We start from the raw sequence: 24,275 nt of genomic DNA on the forward strand, positions 1-24,275 counted from the left end.
GTGGGGCCCTCAATCTTTCATCTGACGCACGGAGTTGACCGGTCACCGAGAGTTGTCATGGGCAGGTCAATAGTGGGTCCGCTGTGCCACCCGCGCAGCCCGTGCGCCGACCGCACCACCCCCCACAACAGCGCACCACCGACTGAAGAGGAACCCTCACATGACAGTGATGCGTCATCCCCGGCGAAGAATGGCCACCCTCGGCGTCGCGACCAGCGCGGCGCTCGTGGCGGGGCTCGTCGCCGCACTCCCCGCCGGCGCGGCCCCCACCGCTGCCGAAGGCCGCATCCAGTACGAGGGCGCGGCGAACGCCGTCGCCGACAGCTTCATCGTGACCCTGAAGGCGGACGAGGCCAAGGCCGGCTCCGCCGAGGGCCGCGCCCTGGCGAAGAAGTACGGCGCCGAGATCGAGCGGACCTACACCAAGGCCCTCAACGGCTACGAGATCGAGGCCTCCGAGGCCGAGGCGAAACGTCTCGCCGCCGACCCGGCCGTCGCCTCGGTGATCCAGAACCGCATCTTCCACACCACCGCGACCCAGCCCAGCCCGCCCTCCTGGGGCCTGGACCGCATCGACCAGCGGAACCTGCCGCTGAACAACTCGTACACCTACCCGGACTCGGCCGGGGAGGGGGTGACCGCCTACGTCATCGACACCGGCGTCCGCATCACGCACAGCGACTTCGGCGGCCGGGCCTCCTACGGCTACGACGCCGTTGACAACGACAACACCGCCCAGGACGGCAACGGCCACGGCACCCATGTGGCGGGCACCGTCGCCGGCAACGCCTACGGCGTGGCCAAGAAGGCGAAGGTCGTCGGCGTCCGGGTGCTGAACAACTCCGGCTCCGGCACCACCGCCCAGGTTGTCGCGGGCATCGACTGGGTCGCCCGGAACGCGGTCAAGCCCGCCGTGGCCAACATGTCCCTCGGCGGCGGCGCCGACAGCGCCCTCGACACGGCCGTGCGCAACGCGGTCGCCTCCGGCGTCACCTTCGTCGTCGCGGCGGGCAACGAGTCCACCAACGCCTCCACCAAGTCCCCGGCCCGCGTCGCCGAGGCGATCACCGTCGGCGCCACCACCTCCAGCGACGCCCGCGCCAGCTACTCCAACTACGGTTCGATCCTCGACGTGTTCGCGCCGGGCTCCTCCATCACCTCCGCCTGGCACACCGGCGACACGGCCACCAACACCATCTCCGGTACGTCCATGGCGAGCCCGCACGTCGCCGGAGCGGCCGCCCTCCACCTGGCCGCCAACCCCTCGGCCACCCCCGCCCAGGTCTCCTCCGCGCTGACGGCCGCCGCCACCGCCGGCGTCGTCGGCAACCCCGGCAGCGGTTCCCCCAACCGCCTGCTGAACGTGGGGGAGGGCGGCGGCACCACCCCGCCGCCCCCCGGTGACCGCTTCGAGAGCACCCAGGGCGTAGCCATCCCCGACCGGTCCACCGTCGAGTCCCCGATCACCGTCTCGGGCGTCTCCGGCAACGCACCCTCCGACCTGGCCGTCGAGGTGAACATCACCCACACCTACATCGGTGACCTCCAGGTCCAGTTGGTCGCCCCCGACGGCACGGCGTACACGCTGAAGTCGTACGGCACCGGCGGCAGCACGGACGACATCAACACCACGTACACGGTCGACGCCTCCTCGAAGACCGCGAACGGCACGTGGAAGCTGCGGGTGAGCGACAACGCCTGGCTGGACTCGGGCCGGCTCAACGGCTGGGCCCTGCAGTTCTGACGTAGGGCCTGACCCCGCGTCAACCCTGTTCCCGCGCCTCGTCCCCGCGGTCGGGCTCCGGGCCGGTGACCCGGCCGCCCGCCGCGGGGGCGGGGCGCGCGGCATCCGGTGAGAAGTGCAGAGAGGTCCAGAGAGGTCCTGAGAGGTCCTGAGAAGGTACGCGGCCCCGTGGGCTCGGCCGGTCCGGCCCGCTTACGATGCGCGCGGAGCCGTCCGTATGTCGGCCCGCGTCCAGCGCACGCACCTCTCCGCGTCAGCACGGCAGAACCAGGAGCACGGCACCCGTGTCCATACCCCCGCCCCCCGGGCCCCGTCAGCCCGAGGGCTTCCAGGGCCCGCACGCTCAGGGGCAGCAGCCCCAGGGCCCGTACGCCGCTCCGCAGCCGCAAGGGGGGCAGCCGCCACCGCAGTTCCCCTACGGGCCGCACGGCCCCCACGGCCCTTATCCACCGTACGGCCCCTACGGGTTCCAGCCCCCGGCCGCCGGCAGCGCTGTTAACGGAGTCGCCATCGCCGCCCTCGTGTGCGGCCTGCTGTGCTTCCTGCCGGCCGTCGGGCTCGTGCTGGGACTGATCGCGCTGTGGCAGATCCGGCGGCGCCCGGAGCGCGGCCGGGGCATGGCGATCGCCGGGACCGTGCTGTCCTCCCTCGGGCTGGCGCTGTGGGTGCTGTCGCTCTCCACCGGCGCCGTGGCCGACTTCTGGGAGGGCTTCAAGGAGGGGGCGCGCGGCAACACGATCCTCGTCCTGGAGGAGGGCGACTGCTTCGACTCGCCCGACGGCCTGGTGGGCTGGGGGATCGAGGCCGACCCGGTGCCCTGCTCGCAGGAGCACGACGGGGAGGTCTTCGCCCTCGTCACCCTGCCCGACGGGGCCTTCCCGGGCGACGACAGCCTCTTCGACACCGCCGACGACCGGTGCTACGCCCTCCAGGACGGCTACGCCATGGACGCCTGGGCCCTGCCGTCCGACGTGGACGTGTACCACATCACGCCGTCCCGGGACAGCTGGGACCACGGCGACCGCACGATCATCTGTGTGTTCGGCAACCGGGACGCGGACGCCACCCTCACCGGGTCGCTGCGCCGGGACGAGAGCACGCTCGACGCGGACCAGGTGGCCTATCTGAAGGCCGCGCACGTCCTGAACGCGGCACTGGACCGGATCCCCATGACGGAGGCCGAGGAGGACCTGGCCGGCCACCGGAAGTGGGCGGGGCAGATGTCCGAGGCGCTGGCCGAGCAGAGCGGGATGCTGCGGGAGCACGAGTGGCCGACCGACGCCGAGGGGCCGGTGACGAAACTCGCCGGCGAGCTCGAGAAGGCCGAGGCGGCGTGGGCGAAGGCCGCCGAGGCCGACAGCCCGGACGCCTTCTACGAGTACTCCGCCCCGGGCTGGGAGTTCATCGATCCCCACAAGTCGATCGCCGCGCGCAAGGCCCTGGACCTGACCACCACCCCGCCGACGTTCGACGAGGACGAGGACGAGAGCGGGAGCGGGAGCGGGGACGAGGGCGGGACCGGAGGCGGGGACGACGGGGCAGGGGACGACAGCATCGAGGTGTGACGGCTCCCGCAGCGGGGAGAAAGTGCCTGGGTGAAGCGCATGGCCCGGCACCTTCATCACTTCGGGTGATTCTCTGGCCTTTGCTTGCCCGGTGCAACCTGCGGTTGCCACCCTGTCGCTATCTGTACAACCTGACGGGAGCGGCCAGTGACATTCGGTGAGCAGCCGGCATATCTGCGTGTCGCGGGTGATCTCCGCAAGAAGATCGTCGACGGTCGGCTGCCACCGCACACCCGCCTCCCGTCCCAGGCGAGGATCCGCGAGGAGTACGGCGTCTCCGACACGGTCGCGCTGGAGGCGCGCAAGGTGCTCATGGCGGAGGGTCTGGTCGAGGGCCGCTCCGGCTCGGGGACCTACGTCCGGGAGCGGCCCGTCCCCCGGCGCATCGCCCGTTCGGGATTTCGTCCGGAGCGCGGCGCCACCCCGTTCCGGCAGGAGCAGGCGGACGGGAGCGCGCAGGGCACCTGGGAGTCGAGCAGTGCGCAGGCCGATGCCTGCGGGGCCATCGCCGAGCGGCTCGAGATCGAGCCGGGCGACCGGGTGATGCGCACCCGGTACCTCTTCCGGGAGGCGGGCGAGCCGATGATGCTCTCCACCTCCTGGGAGCCGCTCGCCCTGACCGGCCGGACGCCCGTGATGCTGCCCGAGGAGGGGCCGCTCGGCGGCATGGGCGTGGTCGAGCGCATGCGCGCCATCGACGTGATCGTGGACAACGTCACCGAGGAGGTCGGCGCCCGCCCCGGCCTCGCCGAGGAGTTGGCGTCGCTGGGCGGTGTCCCCGGCCACGTCGTCCTGGTCGTCCGGCGCACGTACTACGCCTCGGGCCGCCCGGTCGAGACGGCCGACGTGGTGATCCCCGCCGACCGCTACCAGGTCGCGTACCACCTCCCGGTGAGGTAGCCGCCCCGCCCCGGGAGGGCGCGGGCGGCGGCCCCGGGAGATCGTTCCGGTGGCATCGCCGGGCTCGAAGTGCTCCCCCTGCGCCCCGCCTGCGCCCCGTTCCCGTGTCCGGGCGGGGAGGGAGCGGCGGCGTGCCCGGTCGGGCGACGGAGAAATCTGGCCGTTCTCGCAGGTGGCCCACGGACGGAAGTGCCGGGGCGGCATGCCGCTGACCGGATACGTCGGGCTCGTACAGGGCGCGTTCACCCCCGTGCGCCCCCTGGGTACTGGCTGGTTGCGTACCTCTTTGTGCAAACCCATGTTCGCTGCGTAAAGGTAAGGCGTAGGCTCGGGCATATGCGGATTGGGGTTTCCTTACCGGGCTGGGCGCGGCACAGGTCGCGGACGGGAAGTGGAGGGGCGCGATGAGCGACGGCACGGCCACACTTCCCTGGCTGGTGGTGCGGCAGGACGACAACGGCAACCGGTACCGCGTGGGCCGGTACGCCACCCGGGCCGAGGCACAGAAGATCGCGGACAGTCTCGACGCCCGCGGACACAAGCAGCTGTACTGGGTCGAGCGCATCGGGCAGAACGCGACGGCCGCCGACTGACCTCACGCGTCCCGGTAGGGTCCCGTCGGACTGCGGTTCGGACGAGCGGGAACGGAACGGGACGGGTTCGGTGCTGATCGACACGGTGGCCTGGGTGCGGATCGAGAAGGGCCGCATCCTGTGCGCGCGCCCGCGCGGAAAGGACGTCTTCTACATCCCCGGCGGCAAGCGCGAGGGGGCGGAGAGCGACGTCGAGACGCTGCTGCGGGAGATCAAGGAAGAACTCGCGGTCGTACTCGACCCGGACACGGCCGTCCACGTGGGCACGTACGAGGCGGCGATCCCCAGAACCCCCGGAATCCCCGGCCCTCCCGAGGGCACGGTCGTCCGGATGGCCTGCTACACCGCCGAGGGCGAGGGGGAGCCGGAGCCGAGCAGCGAGATCGAGGAGACGGCCTGGTTCTCGTACGCCGACCGGGAACGGGTGCCGCCCGTGGACCAGTTGCTCTTCGACGACCTGGCCGCCACCGGCGAACTCACCTAGCTCACCTCCGGACCTCGCACCCTTCGCCCGCTCGCCCGCCCGTCCGCCTGTCCCTTCGCGCACGTTCGGGGTCTCACCGCCGGTTCGCGGTGAGACCCCGGACGTCGCTCTGCCCGTTCAGCGGCGGGTGAGCAGCAGGCGCCAGGCCTCCGGGCCCCGCTCCAGGTACTCGACCGCGAAGACGCCGGGGTTGCGCCGCTCGAGCTGGCCCAGCAGCGGCAGCGGGTCGTGCGGGGCGATCAGCACCATGGCGCGGCCCGCGGGAACGGCGTCGAGGGCGCCGAAGACCGTGGCGTGGCGCAGGGCGTGCGGGACGGCGCGGGCGTCCAGTTCGGGCACGTCGGCCTCGTCGTGGCCGCCGCAGCCGCAGGCGCCGCCGGACTTCTGCCCGCCTTCTGCGGCCGTGTGGCCCTCGGTGTCGTCATGGCCGCCCAGGATGTCGTGCATCCCGTCGAGCAGTCCGGCGAGGGAGACCCCGGAAGAGGCCGCGATCAGCGGCAGTACCAGGTCGTTCTCCTTGTCCAGGTGCTCCTCGAAGAGCACCTGGAGCGCGCGGGCGTCGCCTGCCGCGCGGGCCGGGGACGGGGCGGAGCGCAGCGCCTCCACCAGCTCCGTGATCCTGCGGTGCTCGGTGAGCATGCCCTCGATCAGCAGACGGGCCTCCGCGGTCCGGTGCGCCGCGGGATAGAGGGCCGACTCCTCCGCCTCGGCGTGCGGGAGGAGATGCCGGTCGCAGAAGGCGACGAGGCCGGCCCGGATGTCCTCGGCCGAGGCGGGGTCGCGGTCCAGCGCGTCGAGCAGCATCGTGACCCGCCCGCCCAACTCGCCTGCCAGCTGGGCGTGGTGAGCCTCGACGGCTTCGACGGCCGCGGCCTCCTCGGGGTCCGACGCGATGGTGAGAGTGCTCATGCGGAGCCTCCAGCGGTTGAGGTGCGCCGTGCGGCTCGGATCGAGCCGGGCGGCCGGACGAACGCTGCGCCTCGAATATACTACGGACATGTCCGTGGAAAATAAGCCGCCACTCCCGGGCGGTGGCGCCGATGACCGGCCGCCCCTGTCCCGGCAGCGCAACGCCGTCCTCCAGTACCTGCGCGGTCAGCCGCGGCCCGCCACGGCCACCGCACTCGCGAGCGAGTGCGGGCTGCACGTCAACACCGTCCGGGAACACCTGGACGCGCTGGTGGAGATGGGGCTCGCGGTCCGCGAGCGGGCCCCGGCCGCCGGGCGCGGCCGACCCGCCTGGCGCTACCGTGCCCAGCCGCCGCAGCGGTCCGCCGTCCGGGAGTACGCCGGTCTGGCCGCCGTGCTCGCCGCGCAGATCGCCCGGACCGGTGCCGATCCGAGAGCGGACGCCCTGGCCGCCGGGGAGGAGTGGGGTCGCGCCCTGACGGCCGGTCAGGAACCCCCCTCGAGCCCGGCGGAGGCCCGCGAGCGGGTGCTGACGCTGCTCGACGAGATCGGCTTCGCGCCGGAGGCGGACGAGGCGGGGCGGCGGCAGGGCGAGGAACGGGTGCGGCTGCCGCGATGCCCCTTCATCGAGGTCGCCCTCGAGTACCCCGGTGTGATCTGCAACGTCCACGCGGGGCTGGCCCGGGCGGGCTACGCCGCGCTGGGCGGCGACCCGGCGGAAGTCTCCCTGCACCCCTTCGCCGAGCCGGGCGCCTGCCGCCTCCACTTCACCACCGGCCCGGAGGACGCCCCCGGCCCGGACGGGGACCTCGGATGACCGCCACCGAGGCCCCGGCCCCGGCCGCCCGCCGGGCCCCGGCCCGCCGGGCGGTGCTGCTGCTGCCGGCCGGGCTCGCCCTGCTGGCCGGGCTGGACGCGGCGCTGCTGCTGCTCGGGCTGCCCGCCCCGGTCACCGCCGACCGGCTGCCTGAGGTCCACGGCGTACTCATGGTTTTGGGCTTCGTCGGAACGCTGATCGCGCTCGAACGGGCCGTCGCGCTGGGCCGCCCCTGGGGATACCTTTCCCCCGGTTCGCTGGGCGCGGGCGGCCTGCTGCTGATCAGCCCGGCGGACCTCCGCGTCGGGCAGGGGCTGCTCGTCCTCGGCACCGCCCTGCTGCTCGCCCTGTACGTGCGTTTCTGGCGCCGCCGGCCCGGCCCCGCCCTGGCGGGCCAGGCCGCGGGCGCGGTCTCGGCCCTCGGTGCGGCCCTGCTGTGGCTGGGCGGACTGGACGTGCCCCGGCTGCTGCCCTGGCTGGTCGCCTTCCTGGTGCTGACCATCGCGGGGGAGCGGCTGGAACTGGCCCGGGTGGCCTTCCTAGCACCGCGCACCGAGCAGACCTTCCTCGTCTGCGTCGGGGCCGTACTGGCCGGCACCGCCGCCACCCTGCTGTGGCCCGCCCCCGGCACCCTGCTGCTCGCTGTCGCACTGCTCGCCCTGGTCGCCTGGCTGACCACGTACGACGTCGCCCGCCGCACGCTGCGCTCGACCGGGCTGCCCCGCTTCTCGGCCGCCTGCCTGCTGGCCGGGTACGCCTGGCTCGGCCTGGCGGGTGTGCTGTGGCTGCTGGACGGGCCGATCACCGACGGCCCCCGCTACGACGCCCTGGTGCACTGCGTCTTCCTGGGGTTCGCCATCTCGATGATCATGGCGCACGCCCCGGTGATCCTGCCCGCCGTGCTGCGCCGTCCGCTGCCGTACCGCCCGGTGCTGGCCGTCCCCGCCTGGCTGCTGCACCTCTCGCTGGCACTGCGCGTCCTCCTCGGTGACCTGCGCGGCTCCACCTCGGCCTGGCAGGTGGGCGGAGTTCTCGACATCGTCGCCGTCCTGCTGTTCGTCGGGACGGCGGCGGCCCTGTCCCTGACCGCCGGTGCGGCGCCGCGCACCGGGCCACGACCCGCGGAGAAGCAGGCCCGGTGACCGTGAACCCCTCCTCCAGAAGCCCTGAGACACCCGGTGCACCCGAGGCGCCCGGAGCCCTCGGGACCCCCGTCGGGTCGCCGTCGTCCGGGCCGCCGCGACCACCCCGTGCCTCCTGGCACCTGCGGGTGAACGCCGTGGTGGCGGGCTGGCTGGCGCTCTTCGCCGTCGCCGCGCTGGTCCACCCCTTCGTGCCGGCGGCCCGCTGGCTGCTCGTCCATCTGCTGCTGCTCGGGGCGGTGAGCAACGCCGTCGTCATCTGGTCGGGGCACTTCGCCGCCTCCGTACTGCGGCTGCCCGAGGCCGACCGGGGAGCCCCGGCGGCGCTGCGGCTGGCCGGACTCAACGCCGGGGCCGTCGCCGTGGTCGCCGGCATGCTCACCGGCCGTTGGCCCCTCGTGCTCGCGGGCGGCACGCTGGTCGCCACCGCCGTCGCGGTCCACGCCGTCTGGCTGGTCCGCCTGCTGCGGCGGGCCCTGCCCAGCCGTTTCGCCCTGACCGTGCGCTACTACGTTGCGGCCGCCGCGCTGCTGCCGGCGGGGGCCGCGATGGGCGTGGTCATGGCCCGCGGCGGTCTCTCCGACAACGGCGCCGCCCGCCTGCTGATCGCCCACGAGATGGTCAACCTCCTGGGCTGGCTCGGTCTCACCGTGGCCGGGACCCTCGTCACCCTGTGGCCGACGATGCTGCGCACCCGGGTGGCGGACGGCGCGGAGAAGGCGGCCCGCACCGCCCTGCCGGTCCTGCTCGGCGGCCTCGGCGCGGCCGTCCTCGCGGCGCTCACGCTGCCGCCGGCGCCGACCGCGGCCGGTGTCGGCGTCTTCGTGGCGGGGCTGGTCCTCGCGGGCGTGCCCTGGATCCGCGAGGCGCGGGTGCGGACGCCGTCGTCGTTCGCGGCCTGGTCGGTGGCGGCGGGAACGGTCTGGCTGCTCGGCGCGCTGGCCGCGCTCACGGCGATCCTGCTGACCTCGCCGTCATGGCCCTCGGTGGTGGAGCGGACGGCAGCGCTGACCGCTCCACTGGCCGGGGGCTGGATGGCGCAGGTGCTCATGGGCGCGCTGAGCTTCCTGGTGCCGGTGGTGCTCGGGGGCGGGCCCACCGCCGTACGGTCCACCACCGCGGTGCTGGAGCGCGGCGGCCCGGCCCGGCTGACCCTGGTCAACCTGTCGCTGCTGCTGTGTGTGCTGCCGGTGCCGAGCGTGGTGCGCGTGATCGGCTCGACGGTGCTGCTGGGGGTGCTGGTGGCCTTCCTGACGCTGCTGGTCACAGCCGCACGGACGAGGGCGGCGGCCCGGCCGGAGGACCAGTCGGCGGCCCGGCCGGAGGCCCGGCCCGTGGTGCCGCGGCAGCACCCGTACCGGGTGTTGGGCGGGGTGGCCGTCGGTGTGGCGGTGGCGGTGCTGACCGTCGCCGGCGGCGGTGCGGCGGACGTACGCTCCCTGCCCGTGACCGGCTCGTCCGACGACGCCGCGGCCGCCACCGAGGACGGCGAGGCGGTGCCGCCCACCGGCCGGACCACCACGGTGACGGTCACCGTCCGCGGCATGCGCTTCACACCGGACACCGTCGAGGTGCCTGCGGGCGACCGGCTGGTGATCAAGGTGCACAACCTCGGAACCGACCAGCACGACCTGGTCCTGGAGACCGGCGCCCGCACCGCCCGGCTGGCCCCGGGCAAGCAGGGCACGCTCGACGCGGGCGTCGTCGGGCGGGACCTGGACGGATGGTGCTCCGTGGTGGGCCACCGGCAGATGGGCATGGTGCTCACCGTCGAGGCCACCGGCTCCCCCGGGCAGGCTGCGGAGGACGCGGCGGGGCGCGAGGGACACGAGGGGCACGAGAGTCACGAGGGGAGCGCTTCGGCCACCGAGGGCGGCGGCGAGGAGGCCTTCGACCCCATGGCCGAACCGCCCGCCGGATTCACCGGCCGCGACGCGGAGTTGCCGCCCGCACGCGAGGACCCCGCTCCCCGGACGCACCGCCGGACCCTGACCGTGCGCGACGCCGTGCGCGAGGTCGCCCCGGGCGTCGGGCAGCGGCTGTGGACGTTCGACGGCACCGCTCCCGGGCCCGTGCTGCGCGGACGGGTCGGCGACGTCTTCGAGATCGAGCTCGTCAACAGCGGAACGATCGGCCACTCCGTCGACTTCCACGCCGGAGCCCTGGCGCCGGACCGGCCGATGCGCACGATCCCGCCCGGTGAGTCGCTGACCTACCGGTTCACCGCCACCCGCAGCGGTGTGTGGATGTACCACTGCTCCACGATGCCCATGTCGCTGCACATCGCCAACGGCATGTTCGGGGCCGTCGTCATCGATCCGCCGGACCTGTCGGAGGCCGACCGCGAGTACCTGCTCGTCCAGTCGGAGCTCTACCTCGGTCCGCAGGGCGGGACCGCCGACCCGGACAAGCTGACGGCCCAGCGGCCCGACGCCGTCGTCTTCAACGGATACGCCAACCAGTACGCCCGCGACCGGCTGACCGCGCGCACCGGCGAGCGGGTGCGGGTGTGGGTGCTCGACGCCGGACCGAACCGGTCGAGCGCGTTCCACGTGGTCGGCGGCCAGTTCGACACGGTCTACCAGGAGGGCGCCCACCGGCTCCGCCCGGACGATCCCGGCGACGGCGGCGCACAGATCCTCTCGCTGGCCCCGGGGTCGGGAGGATTCGTCGAACTGACCTTCCCCGAGGCGGGTACCTATCCGTTCGTCTCGCACATCATGAGCGACGCCGAGCGCGGGGCCCGCGGCGCGTTCGAGGTGACGAACTGACGAACCGGTGAGCTGACGAACCGGTGAGCTGACGGCCCGATGTCCGTACGCGCGGTACTCGGGCCGGTATACCGGGTATGAGCCCATTAGCCCCATGAAGTCTGATATGGGGAGTCTGTTGTCGGCCCCGGAGTGACGGAAGTGGTCCGCGTGATCGAGACCGAAGGCGACCGGGTCACGTGGACCTTCCCCGCGGAGCCGGGTGCCGTGGGCCTCGCGCGCTCCACGGTCCGCGCGCAGTTGCAGGGCTGGGGTCTCGACGGCGTCGGTTACCTGGCGGCCCTGCTGGTCAGTGAGCTGGTCACCAACGCCCTGCGGCACGCCACCGGCCCCATCGACGTCTGCCTGTCGCGCCCCTCCGGCCCGGACGGCGTCCTGCGGGTCGAGGTCTCCGACCCGCTGCCGGACTTCCCGCACGAGCGCGTGGCCCGGGCCGAGGACGAGGGCGGGCGCGGGCTGCAGCTCGTCGCCAGCACCACCCGCCGCTGGGGCACCCGGCCGGGCGAGGTCGGCAAGACCGTGTGGTTCGAACTAGCGGTGCCCGGGTGAGGCGTTCGCGCCCGGCTGAAACGGGGCGCTGTGCCGCGCCTCGCCCGTGTACGCGACGGCCACTCCTGTCGAGCGGCCGGTTCCGGCCCCCGGCGGTTGTCGGTGCCAGGGGGTTCGATGACGTGTCCGCTGGTTAGAAGACTGGGAGTGTTCTCACAGTCCGGACCGAAAAGCATCGGAAGCGTGCTGTGATCGTGAACACCGTGTTGTGCGGCGCCGTAGTGCTGGATACTGCGGGCAGCCGCCCCCGGCGACCGGTGCCGGACGCGGTGAGCTGGAGGGGACGGTTCGCGTGAGCGAGATACCAGCGAAGGCCACGGAGTCCAAGGACCCGTCGGACGGCGCAAGGACCGAGGCCACTGACGGCCTCACTTCCGGCGACCCCGCGTCCGGCGGCACCGTTCCTGTCGACGCGGCGGATGCCGTCGCGGCGGATGGCGGCGCGGCGGATGGCGGCGCCTCTTCCGTCATCTCCTCCGGCACCCCTCCCGGCATCCCTCCCTCCACCGGTGGCCCGGCCGTCGACGGGATGTGGCAGAGCAGCCCTCCCGGCTCCATGTACGACTACATCAAGGTCGCGTCCTTCTCCATCGGCCCCGACGGACTGGTCGACCAGTGGAGCCTGCGCGCCGAACAGCTCCTCGGCATCCCGGCGGCACGGGCCGTCGGCATGGACCCCATCGCGGCGTTCGTCGACCCGGACCGGCGTGAGCGGGGCCAGCGCAAGATGGCCGAGATCCTCGACGGCCGGGAGTGGACCGGAGTCGTGCCCTTCCGGATCCCCGACACCGCGGACGACGAGCCCGGCCGGGAGGGGGTCGCCGAGGTCTACGTCATGCCGACGCGCACCGAGGACGGCGAGAAGGCGGCCGTCTGCATCGTCGTCGACGTGCGCACCCTGCGCAGCATCGAGACCGATCTCGCCGCCTCGCAGGCCATATTCGGCCAATCTCCCTTCGGCTTCCTGCTGATCGACCCCGACCTGCGGGTGCGCCGCGCCAACCAGCGGTTCGCGTCCACCTTCGGCGGCGTGCCCGACGACCACCGGGGCAAGGGCGTCCACGACTACCTGCCGCGCGCCGAGGCCGAGCGGGTGGCCGCGACCATGCGCAGGGTGCTGGAGACCGGCGAGTCCATCACGGACATGCACGTCACCGGATTCGTCCCGGACGCGGACGGGCACCGCCACTGGTCGGTCAACCTCTACCGCGTGCACAGCGGCAGCGGCCGTCCCATCGGCATCGCCTGGCTGGGAATCGACATCACCGCCCGCCGCGCCGCCGCCCGCGAGGCCGCCGCCGCACGGCGCAACCTCGCCCTGCTCAACGAGGCCGGCGCCCGGATCGGCAACTCCCTCGATCTGGAGACCACGGCCCGCGAACTCCTGGACGTGGTCGTCCCCGGCTTCTGCGACCTGGCCACCGTCGACCTCTACCAGGGGCTGCTGGCCGGCGACGAGACCCCGCCGGGGCTGGCCGACGGCAGTGCGGAGGTGCGCCGCGTCGCCTTCGCCAGCGCGGTCTCCGGAGCGCCGTTCAGCGGCACCGGCGAGCCCGTCAAGCTGGGCGCCGTCCACAACTACGCGTTCAACTCGCCGTGCGCGGACGCGCTGCGCACCGGCCGTCCGCGACTGGTGCCGGGCGAGGAGGGCGGGCTGGTGCGGACCACGCTCGCCGTGCCGATGGTCGCCCACGACACGGTGGTCGGGCTCGCCCAGTTCGCCCGCACCAAGGGCAGTGAGCCGTTCGGGGAGCGCGACCGCGACCTCGCCGTGGAACTGGCCGCGCGCGCCGCCGTCTGCATCGACAACGCCCGCCTCTACCGGCGCGAGCACGAACGCGCCCTGCTGCTGCAGCGGTCCCTGCTGCCGCCCGGCGACCCGGAGGCCTCCGGCCTCGACATCGCCTGCCGCTACCTGCCCGGCAGCGCGGCGACCGGCCGGTCCGGGGAGGTCGGCGGCGACTGGTTCGACGTCATCGAACTGCCCGGCCACCGCACCGCGTTGGTCGTCGGGGACGTGATGGGGCGAGGGCTGCGTGCCGCGGTGGCCATGGGCGAACTGCGCAGCGCCGTCCGCACCCTGGCCCAGCTCGACCTCGAACCCGCCGAGGTGCTCTCCCACCTGGACGAGATCGTCCAGGGGCTCGGCGCCCCCGGAGGGGTCCAGCAGGCGACCCGGGCCGCCCGCCGCCCCCGGGAGGCCGACCTCTCCGAGGTCTACCTGGCGACCTGCGTCTACGCGGTCTACGACCCGGTGACCAGGCGGTGCACCTTCGCCAACGCGGGCCATCTGCCGCCGGTCCTGGTCGAACCGGGGGAGGCCGCCCTGATGCTGGACGTGCCGCCGGGCATGCCGCTCGGCGTCGGCGGGGAGCCCTTCGAGGAGGTCGAGGTCGAACTGCCCGAGGGCGCCCTGCTCGCGCTCTACACGGACGGGCTGGTCGAAAGCCGCGACCACCCCCTCGACGAGGGCCTCCGGGCCTTCGTGGGCGCCCTCACCGACCCGCCCCACCCGCCGAGCGGCCACCACCCCGCGACGAGGGCACCGCGCGCCGACACCCACCGGGACCTGGAGGAGGTCTGCGACCACGTCCTCAACACCCTCGACACCCATCACGGCGAGGACGACATCGCGCTGCTGATGGCCAGGGTCCAGGGGCTGCCCGCCGATTCCGTCGGCGACTGGACGCTGCCGCGTGAACCCCGCAGCGTGGGCCGCGCCCGCGAGTACGCCCGCGCGCGCCTGCTCGCCTGGGGCCTGGAGCCCCTCGTCGACACCACGGAACTCCTGGTCAGCGAGCTGGTCACCAACGCCCTGCGGTACGGAGAGGGAGAGATCAGGCTCCGTCTCCTGCTCGACCGGACCCTGGTCTGCGAGGTCTGGGACTCCGGCCTGGTCCAGCCGCGCCGCCGCCGCGCCCGCGACACCGACGAGGGTGGCCGCGGCCTCCAGCTCGTCGGCCTGCTCAGCGCGGCCTGGGGCTCCCGCCGCACCCCCCGCGGCAAGACCGTCTGGTTCGAACTCCCCCTCCCCAACGGGGAAACCCCCCTCCCCGACCCCTCCGAAGCCCTGCTGAGCCTCTACTGACCCCGACATGTCGAGCGACCGCCGCTCCTCTATGCTCGCTCCCATGTCCTCGACCCCGTTACGCCTGGCAGCCGGCACCCTCACCCTGCGGCCCTGGAGTCCGGAGGACTCCGTCGGCCTGAGCGGGCTGTTCCAGGACGAGGCGATGCGCCGCTGGACGGACGCCGCCGTGCACGACGAGGCGAGCGCGGCGCGCTGGGTGACGGCACAGCAGCGGGGCTGGGAGGCGGGGGACAGGTTCGCGTTCGCCGTGCGGGAGACGGGAGTTCCCGGATCCACGCCGCGGCTCGTCGGCAACGTCGTCCTCAAGTACGCGGCCAGAGGCTCGGGTTCGGCCGAGGTGGGTTACTGGACCGCGGCACACGCCCGCGGCCGGGGAGTGGCCCACCGGGCTCTGACGGCGCTGACCGACTGGGCGTTCGAGGCCTTCGTCCGGGAAGGCCTGACCCGCCTGGAGCTGGTGCACCAGGCCGACAACGTGGCGTCCTGCCGCGTCGCCGAGAAGGCCGGTTTCGCACCGACCGGTGTCCTCCCGGCCGCACCACCCGCCTTCCCCCTGGACGGGCACGTACACGAACGGCACGCGCCCGCCGTCGCTTGAAACGGCGGCCGAGGGCCCTCTGCCGCCGTCCTCCTCCCCGAGATCAGCCGCGCGGCCCGGGCGGACCGGCGGCGGACCGGCGCCGGATCCTGTCGCCGAGCCAGACCAGCGGGTCGTACTTGCGGTCGACCGCCCGCTCCTTCAGCGGGATCAGCGCGTTGTCCGTGATCTTGATGCCTTCGGGGCACACCTCCGTGCAGCACTTGGTGATGTTGCAGTAGCCGAGGCCGTGTTCGTCCTGGGCCGTGGCCCTGCGGTCCAGGCCGGTCTCCTCGGCGGCGTCCAGCGGATGCATGTCCAGCTCCGCCACCCGCATCAGGAACCGCGGCCCCGCGAACGCCTGCTTGTTCTCCTCGTGGTCGCGGACCACGTGGCAGACGTCCTGGCACAGGAAGCACTCGATGCACTTGCGGAACTCCTGGGAGCGCTCCACGTCCTCCTGCGTCATCCGGTACTCGCCGGGCCCGAGGCCCTCGGGCGGTACGAAGGCCGGCACCTGGCGGGCCTTCGTGTAGTTGAAGCCGACGTCGGTCACCAGGTCGCGGATCACCGGGAAGGCCCGCAGCGGGGTCACCGTGATCGTCTCGTCCCGGTCGAACACCGACATCCGGGTCATGCACAGCAGCCGGGGACGCCCGTTGATCTCCGCCGAGCACGAACCGCACTTGCCGGCCTTGCAGTTCCAGCGCACGGCCAGATCGGGGGCCTGGGTGGCCTGGAGCCGGTGGACGATGTCGAGGACCACCTCGCCGTCGTTCACCTCGACCCGGAAGTCCTCCAGGCCCCCGCCCTCGACATCCCCCCGCCACACCTTGAAGCGGGCCTCATAGCTGCTCACTCGTACAGCTCCTCTTCGGCGAGGTACTTGACCAGCTCCTCCTTCTCGAAGAGGGCGAGCAGGTCGGGGCGGATGGGTTCGGTGGTCTCCCGGGTCAGGGTGATCTGGCCGCGCTCCGGGGCGGTGGCCGCGATGCCGCCGGTGGGATCGGTCATCGCACACAGCAGATTGACGTTGCGCCAGGCGCGTTCCATCGTGGAGTGGTCCTCGCGGGTGTGCCCGCCGCGGGACTCGGTGCGCTCCCGCGCGGCCCGTGCCACGCACTCGCTGACCAGCAGCATGTTCCGCAGGTCCAGGGCGAGGTGCCAGCCCGGGTTGAACTGCCGGTGCCCCTCGACCCCGGCCCGGCGCGCCCGCCCCCGCAGCTCGGCGAGCTTGTGCAGGGCCTCCTCCATCTCGTGCTCCCGGCGGATGATGCCGACCAGGTCGTTCATCGTCTGCTGGAGTTCCTGGTGCAGGGTGTACGGGTTCTCCGGAGCGGCCGCCGGGTCCTGCGTCCCCTCCCCGGCCTCGGCGGAGAAGGGGCGCAGGGCCTCCGCCGCCGCGGCGTCGACCTGGGCCTCGTCCACCCGGGGCCGCCCTGCGCCTGCCCCGGCACCCCGCCCGGCGGTGTACGCCCCCGCGTGCTCGGCCGCGTGCCAGCCCGCCCGGCGCCCGAACACCAGCAGGTCGGACAGGGAGTTCCCGCCCAGCCGGTTGGAGCCGTGCATCCCGCCGGCCACCTCACCGGCCGCGAACAGCCCCGGCACCCCGCGCGTCGCCGCCGTGTCGGAGTCGACGGCGATGCCGCCCATCACGTAGTGGCAGGTCGGCCCGACCTCCATCGCCTCCGCCGTGATGTCGACGTCCGCCAGCTCCTTGAACTGGTGGTACATCGACGGCAGCCGGCGCTTGATGACGTCGGCGGACATCCGGGTGGACACGTCCAGGAAGACCCCGCCGTGCGGGGAGCCGCGGCCCGCCTTCACCTCGGCGTTGATCGCGCGGGCCACCTCGTCGCGGGGGAGCAGCTCGGGGGGACGCCGGTTGCGGTCCGGGTCGTCGTACCAGCGGTCGCCCTCCTCCTCGGACTCGGCGTACTTCTCCTTGAAGACGTCCGGCACGTAGTCGAACATGAACCGCTTGCCCTCGGAGTTGCGCAGCACCCCGCCGTCGCCGCGCACCGACTCGGTGACCAGGATGCCCTTCACCGACGGCGGCCAGACCATGCCCGTCGGATGGAACTGCACGAACTCCATGTTGAGCAGCGGGGCCCCGGCCAGCAGTGCCAGCGCGTGGCCGTCCCCGGTGTACTCCCACGAGTTCGAGGTCACCTTGAACGACTTGCCGATGCCGCCCGTCGCGAGGACCACGGCGGGCGCCTCCAGCACGAAGAAACGGCCGGACTCCCGCTCGTAGCCGAAGACGCCGGAGACGTGGGGCCCGTCCTTGAGGACGCGGGTGACCGTGCACTCCTGGAAGACCTTCAGCCGGGACTCGTACTCCCCGGTCTCCCGGAAGTCCTCCTGCTGGAGCGCGACGATCCTCTGCTGGAGGGTGCGGATCAGTTCCAGGCCGGTGCGGTCGCCGACGTGGGCGAGGCGGGGGTACTCGTGGCCGCCGAAGTTGCGCTGCGAGATCCGGCCGTCCTTCGTCCGGTCGAACAGCGCGCCCCAGGTCTCCAGCTCCCACACCCGCTGCGGCGCCTCCTGGGCGTGCAGCTCGGCCATCCGCCACTGGTTGAGGAACTTCCCGCCGCGCATGGTGTCGCGGAAGTGGACCTGCCAGGTGTCGTGCTCGTTGGCGTTGGCCATGGCGGCGGCGATGCCGCCCTCGGCCATCACGGTGTGCGCCTTGCCGAACAGCGACTTGCAGATCACCGCCGTCCGCGCCCCCCGCTCGCGTGCCTCGATGGCGGCGCGCAGTCCGGCGCCGCCCGCACCGACCACGACGACGTCCCATTCCTGCCGGTCGACCACGGTCATGTCAGAAGGCCCCACTCATCAGAAGAAGCGCGGATCGTCGAAGGCGCCGGACGCGAGGAGATAGACGTAGAGGTCGGCGACCGCCACGCTCACCAGCGACGCCCAGGCGAGCTGCATGTGCCGGGCGTTCAGCCGGCTCACCCACTGCCACATCCGGTAGCGCACGGGATGTTTCGAGAAGTGCTTGAGCTTTCCGCCGACGATGTGCCGGCAGGAGTGACAGGAGATGGTGTACGCCCAGATCAACACGATGTTGACCAGGAAGACGAGGGTGCCGAGCCCCATGTGGCCCCACGCGTAGTGCTCGTCGCGGAAGGCGAGGACGGTGTCGTAGGTCAGCACCCCGGCGACCAGGAGCGCCGCGTAGAAGAAGTACCGGTGGACGTTCTGCAGGATCAGCGGGAAGCGGGTCTCCCCGGAGTACTTCCGGTGCGGCTCGGCGACCGCGCAGGCCGGCGGGGCGGCCCAGAAGCCCCGGTAGTAGGCCTTGCGGTAGTAGTAGCAGGTCAGGCGGAAGCCGAGCGGGAAGATCAGGATGATGATCGCCGGTGAGATGCCCCACCAGCCGCCGAACAGCTCCCAGTTGGGTCCGGCGCGCATCGTCTCGCAGTTCTCCGCGAGGCACGGGGAGTAGAACGGCGAGACGTACGGCGCCGCGTAGTAGTCGGCGTTCGCGAAGGCCCGCCAGGTCGAGTAGACGACGAAGGCCAGCAGACCGGCCGCGGTGGCGGCCGGGGCCAGCCACCAGCGGTCGGTCCGCAGATGAGGAGCGGCGATCGCGGCGCGGCTGCCGGTGCGCACACCGGTGCGTCGGGGATGGGGTTCGGTGGCGGGGGGTTCCGTACCAGTGGCCACTTGTCCGCTCCGGTAGGGGTCAGGGGGCGCTGCGGGTCCGGTGGGGGATCAGGGGGCGCGGCGGTCGCGGACGCCGAGGCCCTCGTCGTCCGAGTCCACCCACAGGGAGGGGTCGTACGGCGTGTCGGAGATGGTGACGAGGTCGGGCCGCTTCGGCGCGGTGGTCCCGGCCGTGGCCGTCTCCCGCAGCAGGGCGACGCTCTCCCGCAGGTGGTTGGTGTCGGATCGGACGCGGCGCATCTCCAGGCCACCGCTGCCGAGCTGCTTCTCCAGGCGCCCCACCGACCGGATCAGGTCGTCGAGGCTGCGCTGGACGGATGCCAGTTCGTCGTGCACGGACATGACTTGCCCTCACTTCCCGCGGGTCCTTCGAGGTCCTTCAGGCCCAAGGCGGCGACGTTCGTGCGCCTGCGAGTGTCGCGCGTCACACCTTGCGCTGTGAAGGGATGTGCGCCGATTGGCCGAGGCGCAGGGGTGCATTGCGCGGTGCGCTACGCCGTACGGGTGAGCTTCCCGCTCGTGGTCGCCGTGTCGCTCTCGGTTGCAGAACCCTTTCCTCTTCAGTGGCCACATACATCAGATGAACACCAGAAATACTGACAAAAGTGATCATAGCGTCCGCGGCTTCCCGGAGGTAACCAGAGATGTCCCACGACGGCGTCGCCCCGCGCGCGGTCATGCGCTCGGTCGTCTTCCTCACCGCGGGCGTTCTCGTGGTGCCCGCTCTGGCCGGATGCAGCTCCGACGACCCGGCAGGCCGGCCCCTCGCCACCGGGGACGTCGCACGCGCCGACCGCACGGCGGTCGCCGACGGCGGCACCCTGCGCTGGGCGGTGGACACCGTCCCGGACACCCTGAACACCTTCCAGTCGGACGCCGACGCCACCACCACCCGGATCGCGCAGGCCGTCCTGCCGTCGATGTACCGGATGGACGAACGGGGACGCCCGGTGCGCAACGCCGACTACCTGGAGTCCGCCGAGGTCGTCGAGACCGAGCCCAAACAGGTCGTCCTCTACCGGCTCAACCAGCAGGCCGTCTGGAGCGACGGCCGCGAGATCGGCGCCGCCGACTTCGCCGCCCAGTGGCGTGCGCTGTCCGGCGAGGACACCGCCTACTGGACCGCCCGCAACGCCGGCTACGACCGCATCGAGAAGATCGAGCGCGGCAAGGACGACCTGGAGGTCAAGGTCACCTTCAGCCGCCCCTACGCCGACTGGAAGTCCCTGTTCACCCCGCTGTACCCGAAGGACGTCATGGGCACCCCGGACTCCTTCAACGACGGGGCCCGCAAGAAGCTGAAGGTCACCGCCGGCCCGTTCAAGGTGAAGAAGGTCGACCGCGAGGGCGACGAGGTCACCCTCACCCGGAACGCCCGCTGGTGGGGCGAGCCGGCCCGGCTCTCGACGATCGTGCTGCGCGCGGTCCCCCGCGACGAACGGATCGCCGCGCTCACCGCCGGCACCCTGGACCTGGCCGAGATCGACGCCACCGGCGCCCGCCGCATCGTCGCCGCCGGCCCGCGGGGCGAAAGCGCGCGCGAAAGCGGGAAGGGCGGCGAGCAGAAGAGCGAACGGGACGGGAAAGGAGAGGCCGAACGGGTGAGCGCGCCCCTCGTGGGCCCTCTCGCCGCCGGCCGGTCCGCCGCCCACGCCCTGCGCTCCTGGGCCGTCGCGAACGGCTCCGACGAGGACGCCGCCGAGAAGGAGATCTCCGCCCGCGAGCAGCGGCGCGAGGCCGCCGCGACGCACGCGCGCCGGCAGAAGGCCCTCAACGGGTTCGAGGTGCGCAAGTCGCTGGAGCCCGCCTACACCCAGCTCGCCCTCAACGGCGACGAAGGCCCGCTCGCCGACGAGCGGGTCCGCCGCGCCGTGGCCCGCGCCCTGGACCGGGAGGCCCTGGCGAAGGCGATCCTCGAACCGCTCGACCTGCCCGCCGAGCCCGTCGGCAGCCACGTCGCGCTGTCCGGGCAGGCCGCCTACGCCGACGGGAGCGGCGCCCTCGGCGCCCAGGACGCCGCGGAGGCACGCGCCCTGCTCGCGGACGCCGGCTGGGTGCCGGGGGGCCCGGTCGACCAGGAGAAGGACGAGGAGAAGAAGGAGAAGGCCGGGAAGGCCGGGAAGGACGGCAAGGAGGAGAAGGACAAGAAGGGCGAGAAGGACAAGAAGGGCGAGAAGGGCGAGAAGGACAAGAAGGGCGAGGAGAAGGGGGGCAAGGAGGAAGAGGACGGTGAGAAGGCGGCCGGTGCGGAGGGCGAGAAGGCCGGATCGTCCGACAAAGGTCCCAAGAAGGGGTCGGAGCGCGACGACGACGGCGCGTACATCGTCGGCGAGGACGAGACGAAGGGCGACGACAAGAGCGGTGGCGGCGGCGCGGCGGAGCACCTCGCGCAGGACGACGCCGAGCACACCCGGCTGCACCGGAGCGGCGTCTCCGGCGCCTACGCCCCCAAGGGAACCGCAGCCCCCGCCCAGGCGGAGAAGGCCCTGCTCGCCAAGGACGGCAAGGCGCTCACACTCGACTTCGTGCTCCCCTCCGGGCCCGGTTCCCAGACCCTGGGCGTCGTGGCCGACCGGATCGCACGGATGCTGGAGCGGGTCGGTATCCGCACCGACATCTCCACGGTCGACGACGAGAGCTATTTCACGGACCACATCGCCGCCGGTGAGTACGACCTCGCCCTCTACTCCTGGCCCGCGACCGCCTTCCCCGCCACCGACGCCCGTCCGGTCTACGCCAAGCCGGTCCCGGCCGCCGACGGCTCGCTGAACGTCGGGCAGAACTACACCCGGGTCGGCACCGACCAGGTCGACCAGCTCTTCGACCAGGCCCTCACCACGCTCGACGACACGAAACGCGTCGAACTGCTCCGCAAGGCCGACTCCCGCATCTGGGCGGCGGCCGGCTCGATCCCCCTCTTCCAGCGCCCCCAGCTCACCGCGGCCCGGAAGGACCTGGCCAACGCGGGCGCCTTCGGTTTCCGCACCCCCGTCTACGAGGACATGGGCTTCCTGAAGAAGAGCGCGCGGGGCCCGGCCGGAACACCGGCGGAGAGGACGCGGAAGCCCTCGGCCCCCTCCTCGGCGCGGTAGTCCCGGCCACCGCGCCGACGTGAGGCAGATCTCGGCGCTTTTCTCGTACTCCCCGCCCCCGGTGCGGCGGCCACCGCGGGCGGCCCGCGGACGGAGCGGGCGCCGGGGACGGCCTCCCGCGCTGCTGAACTGCGACGGGGCCGGACCACGGGGCTCCCGACGGCGCCCGCGTCACGGCCCCGAGCCGTCTGTGGGCGCGGGGAGCGGCCACGACGAGGGGAACGTCACCGGCCCCTCGAAGCGCCCCGGGCGGAGGAGGCGCGAGTGTCCGGTTCCACGGGCCCGTAACATGGGGAGAGGCCGTGGCGTGTTCAGCCCGGCAGGGCCCGCGCACCACAGCCGTCTGCGCAGGGCGCTTCTCACCATTTCGGGAGTACGCCAACCCATGGCTTCGTCCATCCAGCGTCATGACATCCGCAACGTCGCCATCATCGCCCACGTCGACCACGGCAAGACCACCATCGTCGACGGCATGCTCAAGCAGGCAGGTGCCTTCGCCGCCCACCAGCTCGACCAGGTCGACGAGCGCATGATGGACTCCGGCGACCTGGAGCGTGAGAAGGGCATCACGATCCTCGCCAAGAACACGGCGGTGAAGTACCACCCCAAGGACGGCGGGGACCCGATCACGATCAACATCATCGACACCCCCGGCCACGCCGACTTCGGCGGCGAGGTCGAGCGCGCCCTGTCGATGGTCGACGGCGTCGTGCTGCTCGTCGACTCCTCCGAGGGCCCGCTGCCGCAGACCCGCTTCGTGCTGCGCAAGGCGCTCCAGGCGCGGCTGCCGATCATCCTGTGCATCAACAAGACGGACCGGCCGGACTCCCGTATCGACGAGGTCGTCAACGAGGCCTACGACCTCTTCCTCGACCTGGACGCCGACGAGGACCAGATCGAGTTCCCGATCGTCTACGCCTGCGGCCGGGACGGCATCGCCTCGCTGACCAAGCCGGCGGACGGCACGGTCCCGACGGACTCCGACTCGCTCGAGCCGTTCTTCTCCACCATCCTGTCGCACATCCCGGCCCCCACCTACGAGGAGGGCGCCCCGCTCCAGGCCCACGTCACCAACCTGGACGCCGACAACTTCCTCGGCCGGATCGCCCTGCTCCGCGTCCACCAGGGCGAGCTGAAGAAGGGCCAGACGGTCGCCTGGATGAAGCGCGACGGGTCCGTGCAGAACGTGCGGATCTCCGAGCTGATGATGACCGAGGCGCTCACCCGCAAGCCCGCCGAGAAGGCCGGCCCCGGTGACATCTGCGCGGTCGCCGGCATCCCGGACATCATGATCGGCGAGACCCTGGCCGACCCGGAGAACCCGGTCCCGCTGCCGCTGATCATGGTGGACGAGCCCGCGATCTCCATGACCATCGGCACCAACACCTCGCCGCTGGTCGGCCGCGGCAGCACCGGCAAGGGCGCCGACGCGAAGGCGGCCGTGAAGGACCGCAAGGTCACCGCCCGCCAGGTCAAGGACCGCCTGGACCGCGAGCTGATCGGCAACGTCTCGCTGCGCGTCCTGGAGACCGGCCGTCCCGACGCCTGGGAGGTGCAGGGCCGCGGCGAACTGGCGCTGGCGATCCTGGTCGAGCAGATGCGCCGGGAGGGCTTCGAGCTCACCATCGGCAAGCCGCAGGTGGTCACCCGGGAGATCGACGGCAAGGTGCACGAGCCCGTCGAGCGGATGACGATCGACGTGCCCGAGGAGCACATGGGCGCGGTCACGCAGCTCATGGGCGTCCGCAAGGGCCGCATGGACAACATGTCGAACCACGGCTCCGGCTGGGTGCGCCTGGAGTTCGTGGTGCCCTCGCGCGGACTGATCGGCTTCCGCACCGAGTTCCTCACCCAGACCCGCGGCACCGGTATCGCGCACTCCATCCACGAGGGCCACGAGCCCTGGTTCGGGCCGCTCACGACCCGTAACAACGGCTCCCTGGTCGCCGACCGCGCCGGCGCGGTCACCGCGTTCGCGATGACCAACCTGCAGGAGCGCGGTGTGCTGTTCACCGATCCCGGCACCGAGGTGTACGAGGGCATGATCGTCGGCGAGAACTCCCGTGCCGACGACATGGACGTCAACATCACCAAGGAGAAGAAGCTCACCAACATGCGGTCGGCCTCGGCCGACTCGTTCGAGGCGATCGTCCCGCCGCGCAAGCTGTCGCTGGAGCAGTCGCTGGAGTTCTGCCGCGACGACGAGTGCGTCGAGGTGACCCCGGAGTCCATCCGCATCCGCAAGGTGAACCTGGACGGCCGTGAGCGCGCCCGCGCCGCGAGCCGCGCCAAGCACGGCTGATCCCCGGCCGCGCACCGCACCCGTACGAACGGCGTCGGGCGCCCCTGTCACAGGGGCGCCC

Annotated in this window: 18 protein-coding genes; 13 read left to right on the forward strand and 5 right to left on the reverse strand. The window is 72.6% G+C overall.

Translation table 11 applies throughout. The features are described 5' to 3' along the window. Window positions 1–160 precede the first annotated feature (160 nt). The 5 genes from ACWEQO_RS30000 (at window position 161) to ACWEQO_RS30020 (ending at window position 5,286) form a co-directional block, all read left to right on the forward strand. Window positions 161–1,744: a S8 family peptidase gene (locus ACWEQO_RS30000; protein WP_361451814.1), complete on the forward strand. Its 1,584-nt coding sequence runs from the start codon at window positions 161–163 to the stop codon at window positions 1,742–1,744. A 284-nt stretch (window positions 1,745–2,028) separates the two neighbouring features. After that, the gene (locus ACWEQO_RS30005) at window positions 2,029–3,309 is read left to right on the forward strand and encodes a DUF4190 domain-containing protein (RefSeq protein ID WP_452985916.1); all 1,281 of its coding nucleotides are present in this window, start codon (window positions 2,029–2,031) and stop codon (window positions 3,307–3,309) included. 147 nt (window positions 3,310–3,456) lie between these two features. Next, a complete protein-coding gene (locus ACWEQO_RS30010; protein ID WP_361451819.1) occupies window positions 3,457–4,209 on the forward strand; it encodes a GntR family transcriptional regulator in 753 nt (250 codons plus the stop codon). A gap of 404 nt (window positions 4,210–4,613) precedes the next feature. Further along, window positions 4,614–4,802: an SPOR domain-containing protein gene (locus tag ACWEQO_RS30015; protein ID WP_361451822.1), complete on the forward strand. Its 189-nt coding sequence runs from the start codon at window positions 4,614–4,616 to the stop codon at window positions 4,800–4,802. A gap of 70 nt (window positions 4,803–4,872) precedes the next feature. Continuing rightward, the gene (locus tag ACWEQO_RS30020) at window positions 4,873–5,286 is read left to right on the forward strand and encodes an NUDIX hydrolase (protein ID WP_361451825.1); all 414 of its coding nucleotides are present in this window, start codon (window positions 4,873–4,875) and stop codon (window positions 5,284–5,286) included. Between the two features lie 117 nt (window positions 5,287–5,403). Here the strand turns inward: ACWEQO_RS30020 and ACWEQO_RS30025 are convergent, their stop codons facing one another. Continuing rightward, window positions 5,404–6,195: a DUF2249 domain-containing protein gene (locus ACWEQO_RS30025; RefSeq protein ID WP_452985917.1), complete on the reverse strand. Its 792-nt coding sequence runs from the start codon at window positions 6,193–6,195 to the stop codon at window positions 5,404–5,406. An 88-nt stretch (window positions 6,196–6,283) separates the two neighbouring features. Between ACWEQO_RS30025 and ACWEQO_RS30030 the strand changes: the two genes are divergently transcribed. From ACWEQO_RS30030 to ACWEQO_RS30055, 6 genes are all read left to right on the forward strand, one after another. Further along, complete coding sequence (locus ACWEQO_RS30030; RefSeq protein WP_361451831.1) at window positions 6,284–7,012, forward strand: helix-turn-helix transcriptional regulator; 729 nt, start codon at window positions 6,284–6,286, stop codon at window positions 7,010–7,012. Then, complete coding sequence (locus ACWEQO_RS30035) at window positions 7,009–8,154, forward strand: hypothetical protein (RefSeq protein ID WP_452985918.1); 1,146 nt, start codon at window positions 7,009–7,011, stop codon at window positions 8,152–8,154. The genes ACWEQO_RS30030 and ACWEQO_RS30035 overlap by 4 nt, the downstream gene beginning before the upstream one ends. A gap of 128 nt (window positions 8,155–8,282) precedes the next feature. Beyond that, the gene (locus ACWEQO_RS30040; RefSeq protein ID WP_452985919.1) at window positions 8,283–10,925 is read left to right on the forward strand and encodes a multicopper oxidase domain-containing protein; all 2,643 of its coding nucleotides are present in this window, start codon (window positions 8,283–8,285) and stop codon (window positions 10,923–10,925) included. Between the two features lie 141 nt (window positions 10,926–11,066). Next, a complete protein-coding gene (locus ACWEQO_RS30045; protein ID WP_361451882.1) occupies window positions 11,067–11,474 on the forward strand; it encodes an ATP-binding protein in 408 nt (135 codons plus the stop codon). Between the two features lie 292 nt (window positions 11,475–11,766). Continuing rightward, the gene (locus ACWEQO_RS30050) at window positions 11,767–14,562 is read left to right on the forward strand and encodes a SpoIIE family protein phosphatase (protein WP_452985920.1); all 2,796 of its coding nucleotides are present in this window, start codon (window positions 11,767–11,769) and stop codon (window positions 14,560–14,562) included. A gap of 43 nt (window positions 14,563–14,605) precedes the next feature. Continuing rightward, a complete protein-coding gene (locus ACWEQO_RS30055) occupies window positions 14,606–15,163 on the forward strand; it encodes a GNAT family N-acetyltransferase (RefSeq protein ID WP_452985921.1) in 558 nt (185 codons plus the stop codon). 43 nt (window positions 15,164–15,206) lie between these two features. Here ACWEQO_RS30055 and ACWEQO_RS30060 read toward each other — a convergent pair whose 3' ends face one another. The 4 genes from ACWEQO_RS30060 to ACWEQO_RS30075 are packed head-to-tail and all read right to left on the reverse strand — an operon-like array spanning window position 15,207 to window position 19,162. Continuing rightward, window positions 15,207–16,001: a succinate dehydrogenase/fumarate reductase iron-sulfur subunit gene (locus tag ACWEQO_RS30060; RefSeq protein ID WP_452985922.1), complete on the reverse strand. Its 795-nt coding sequence runs from the start codon at window positions 15,999–16,001 to the stop codon at window positions 15,207–15,209. Further along, window positions 15,998–17,965 (reverse strand): fumarate reductase/succinate dehydrogenase flavoprotein subunit, encoded by a 1,968-nt coding sequence (locus ACWEQO_RS30065; protein ID WP_361451849.1) that lies wholly within the window; start codon window positions 17,963–17,965, stop codon window positions 15,998–16,000. The genes ACWEQO_RS30060 and ACWEQO_RS30065 overlap by 4 nt, the downstream gene beginning before the upstream one ends. A gap of 18 nt (window positions 17,966–17,983) precedes the next feature. Next, on the reverse strand, window positions 17,984–18,820 hold the full coding sequence (locus ACWEQO_RS30070; RefSeq protein ID WP_452985923.1) for a hypothetical protein: 837 nt from the start codon (window positions 18,818–18,820) through the stop codon (window positions 17,984–17,986). 48 nt (window positions 18,821–18,868) lie between these two features. Next, window positions 18,869–19,162, reverse strand: coding sequence for a hypothetical protein (locus ACWEQO_RS30075; protein ID WP_109376825.1), 294 nt, complete (start codon window positions 19,160–19,162; stop codon window positions 18,869–18,871). Between the two features lie 302 nt (window positions 19,163–19,464). Here ACWEQO_RS30075 and ACWEQO_RS30080 point away from each other — a divergent pair, with 302 nt between their 5' ends. Both ACWEQO_RS30080 and typA read left to right on the forward strand, forming a co-directional pair. Then, on the forward strand, window positions 19,465–21,912 hold the full coding sequence (locus ACWEQO_RS30080) for an ABC transporter family substrate-binding protein (RefSeq protein WP_452985924.1): 2,448 nt from the start codon (window positions 19,465–19,467) through the stop codon (window positions 21,910–21,912). Between the two features lie 385 nt (window positions 21,913–22,297). Next, window positions 22,298–24,214 (forward strand): translational GTPase TypA, encoded by a 1,917-nt coding sequence (typA, locus tag ACWEQO_RS30085; RefSeq protein WP_361451858.1) that lies wholly within the window; start codon window positions 22,298–22,300, stop codon window positions 24,212–24,214. Window positions 24,215–24,275: the final 61 nt, after the last annotated feature.

Source organism: Streptomyces sp. NPDC004051 (assembly GCF_053604275.1).

Coding starts and splice junctions, on each gene's coding strand:
- ACWEQO_RS30000 (WP_361451814.1), top strand. CDS start 161: ATGACAGTGATGCGTCATCCCCGGCGAAGAATGGCCACCCTCGGCGTC.
- ACWEQO_RS30015 (WP_361451822.1), top strand. CDS start 4,614: ATGAGCGACGGCACGGCCACACTTCCCTGGCTGGTGGTGCGGCAGGAC.
- ACWEQO_RS30025 (WP_452985917.1), bottom strand. CDS start 6,195: ATGAGCACTCTCACCATCGCGTCGGACCCCGAGGAGGCCGCGGCCGTC.
- ACWEQO_RS30030 (WP_361451831.1), top strand. CDS start 6,284: ATGTCCGTGGAAAATAAGCCGCCACTCCCGGGCGGTGGCGCCGATGAC.
- ACWEQO_RS30035 (WP_452985918.1), top strand. CDS start 7,009: ATGACCGCCACCGAGGCCCCGGCCCCGGCCGCCCGCCGGGCCCCGGCC.
- ACWEQO_RS30055 (WP_452985921.1), top strand. CDS start 14,606: ATGTCCTCGACCCCGTTACGCCTGGCAGCCGGCACCCTCACCCTGCGG.
- ACWEQO_RS30065 (WP_361451849.1), bottom strand. CDS start 17,965: ATGACCGTGGTCGACCGGCAGGAATGGGACGTCGTCGTGGTCGGTGCG.
- ACWEQO_RS30075 (WP_109376825.1), bottom strand. CDS start 19,162: ATGTCCGTGCACGACGAACTGGCATCCGTCCAGCGCAGCCTCGACGAC.
- ACWEQO_RS30080 (WP_452985924.1), top strand. CDS start 19,465: ATGTCCCACGACGGCGTCGCCCCGCGCGCGGTCATGCGCTCGGTCGTC.
- typA (WP_361451858.1), top strand. CDS start 22,298: ATGGCTTCGTCCATCCAGCGTCATGACATCCGCAACGTCGCCATCATC.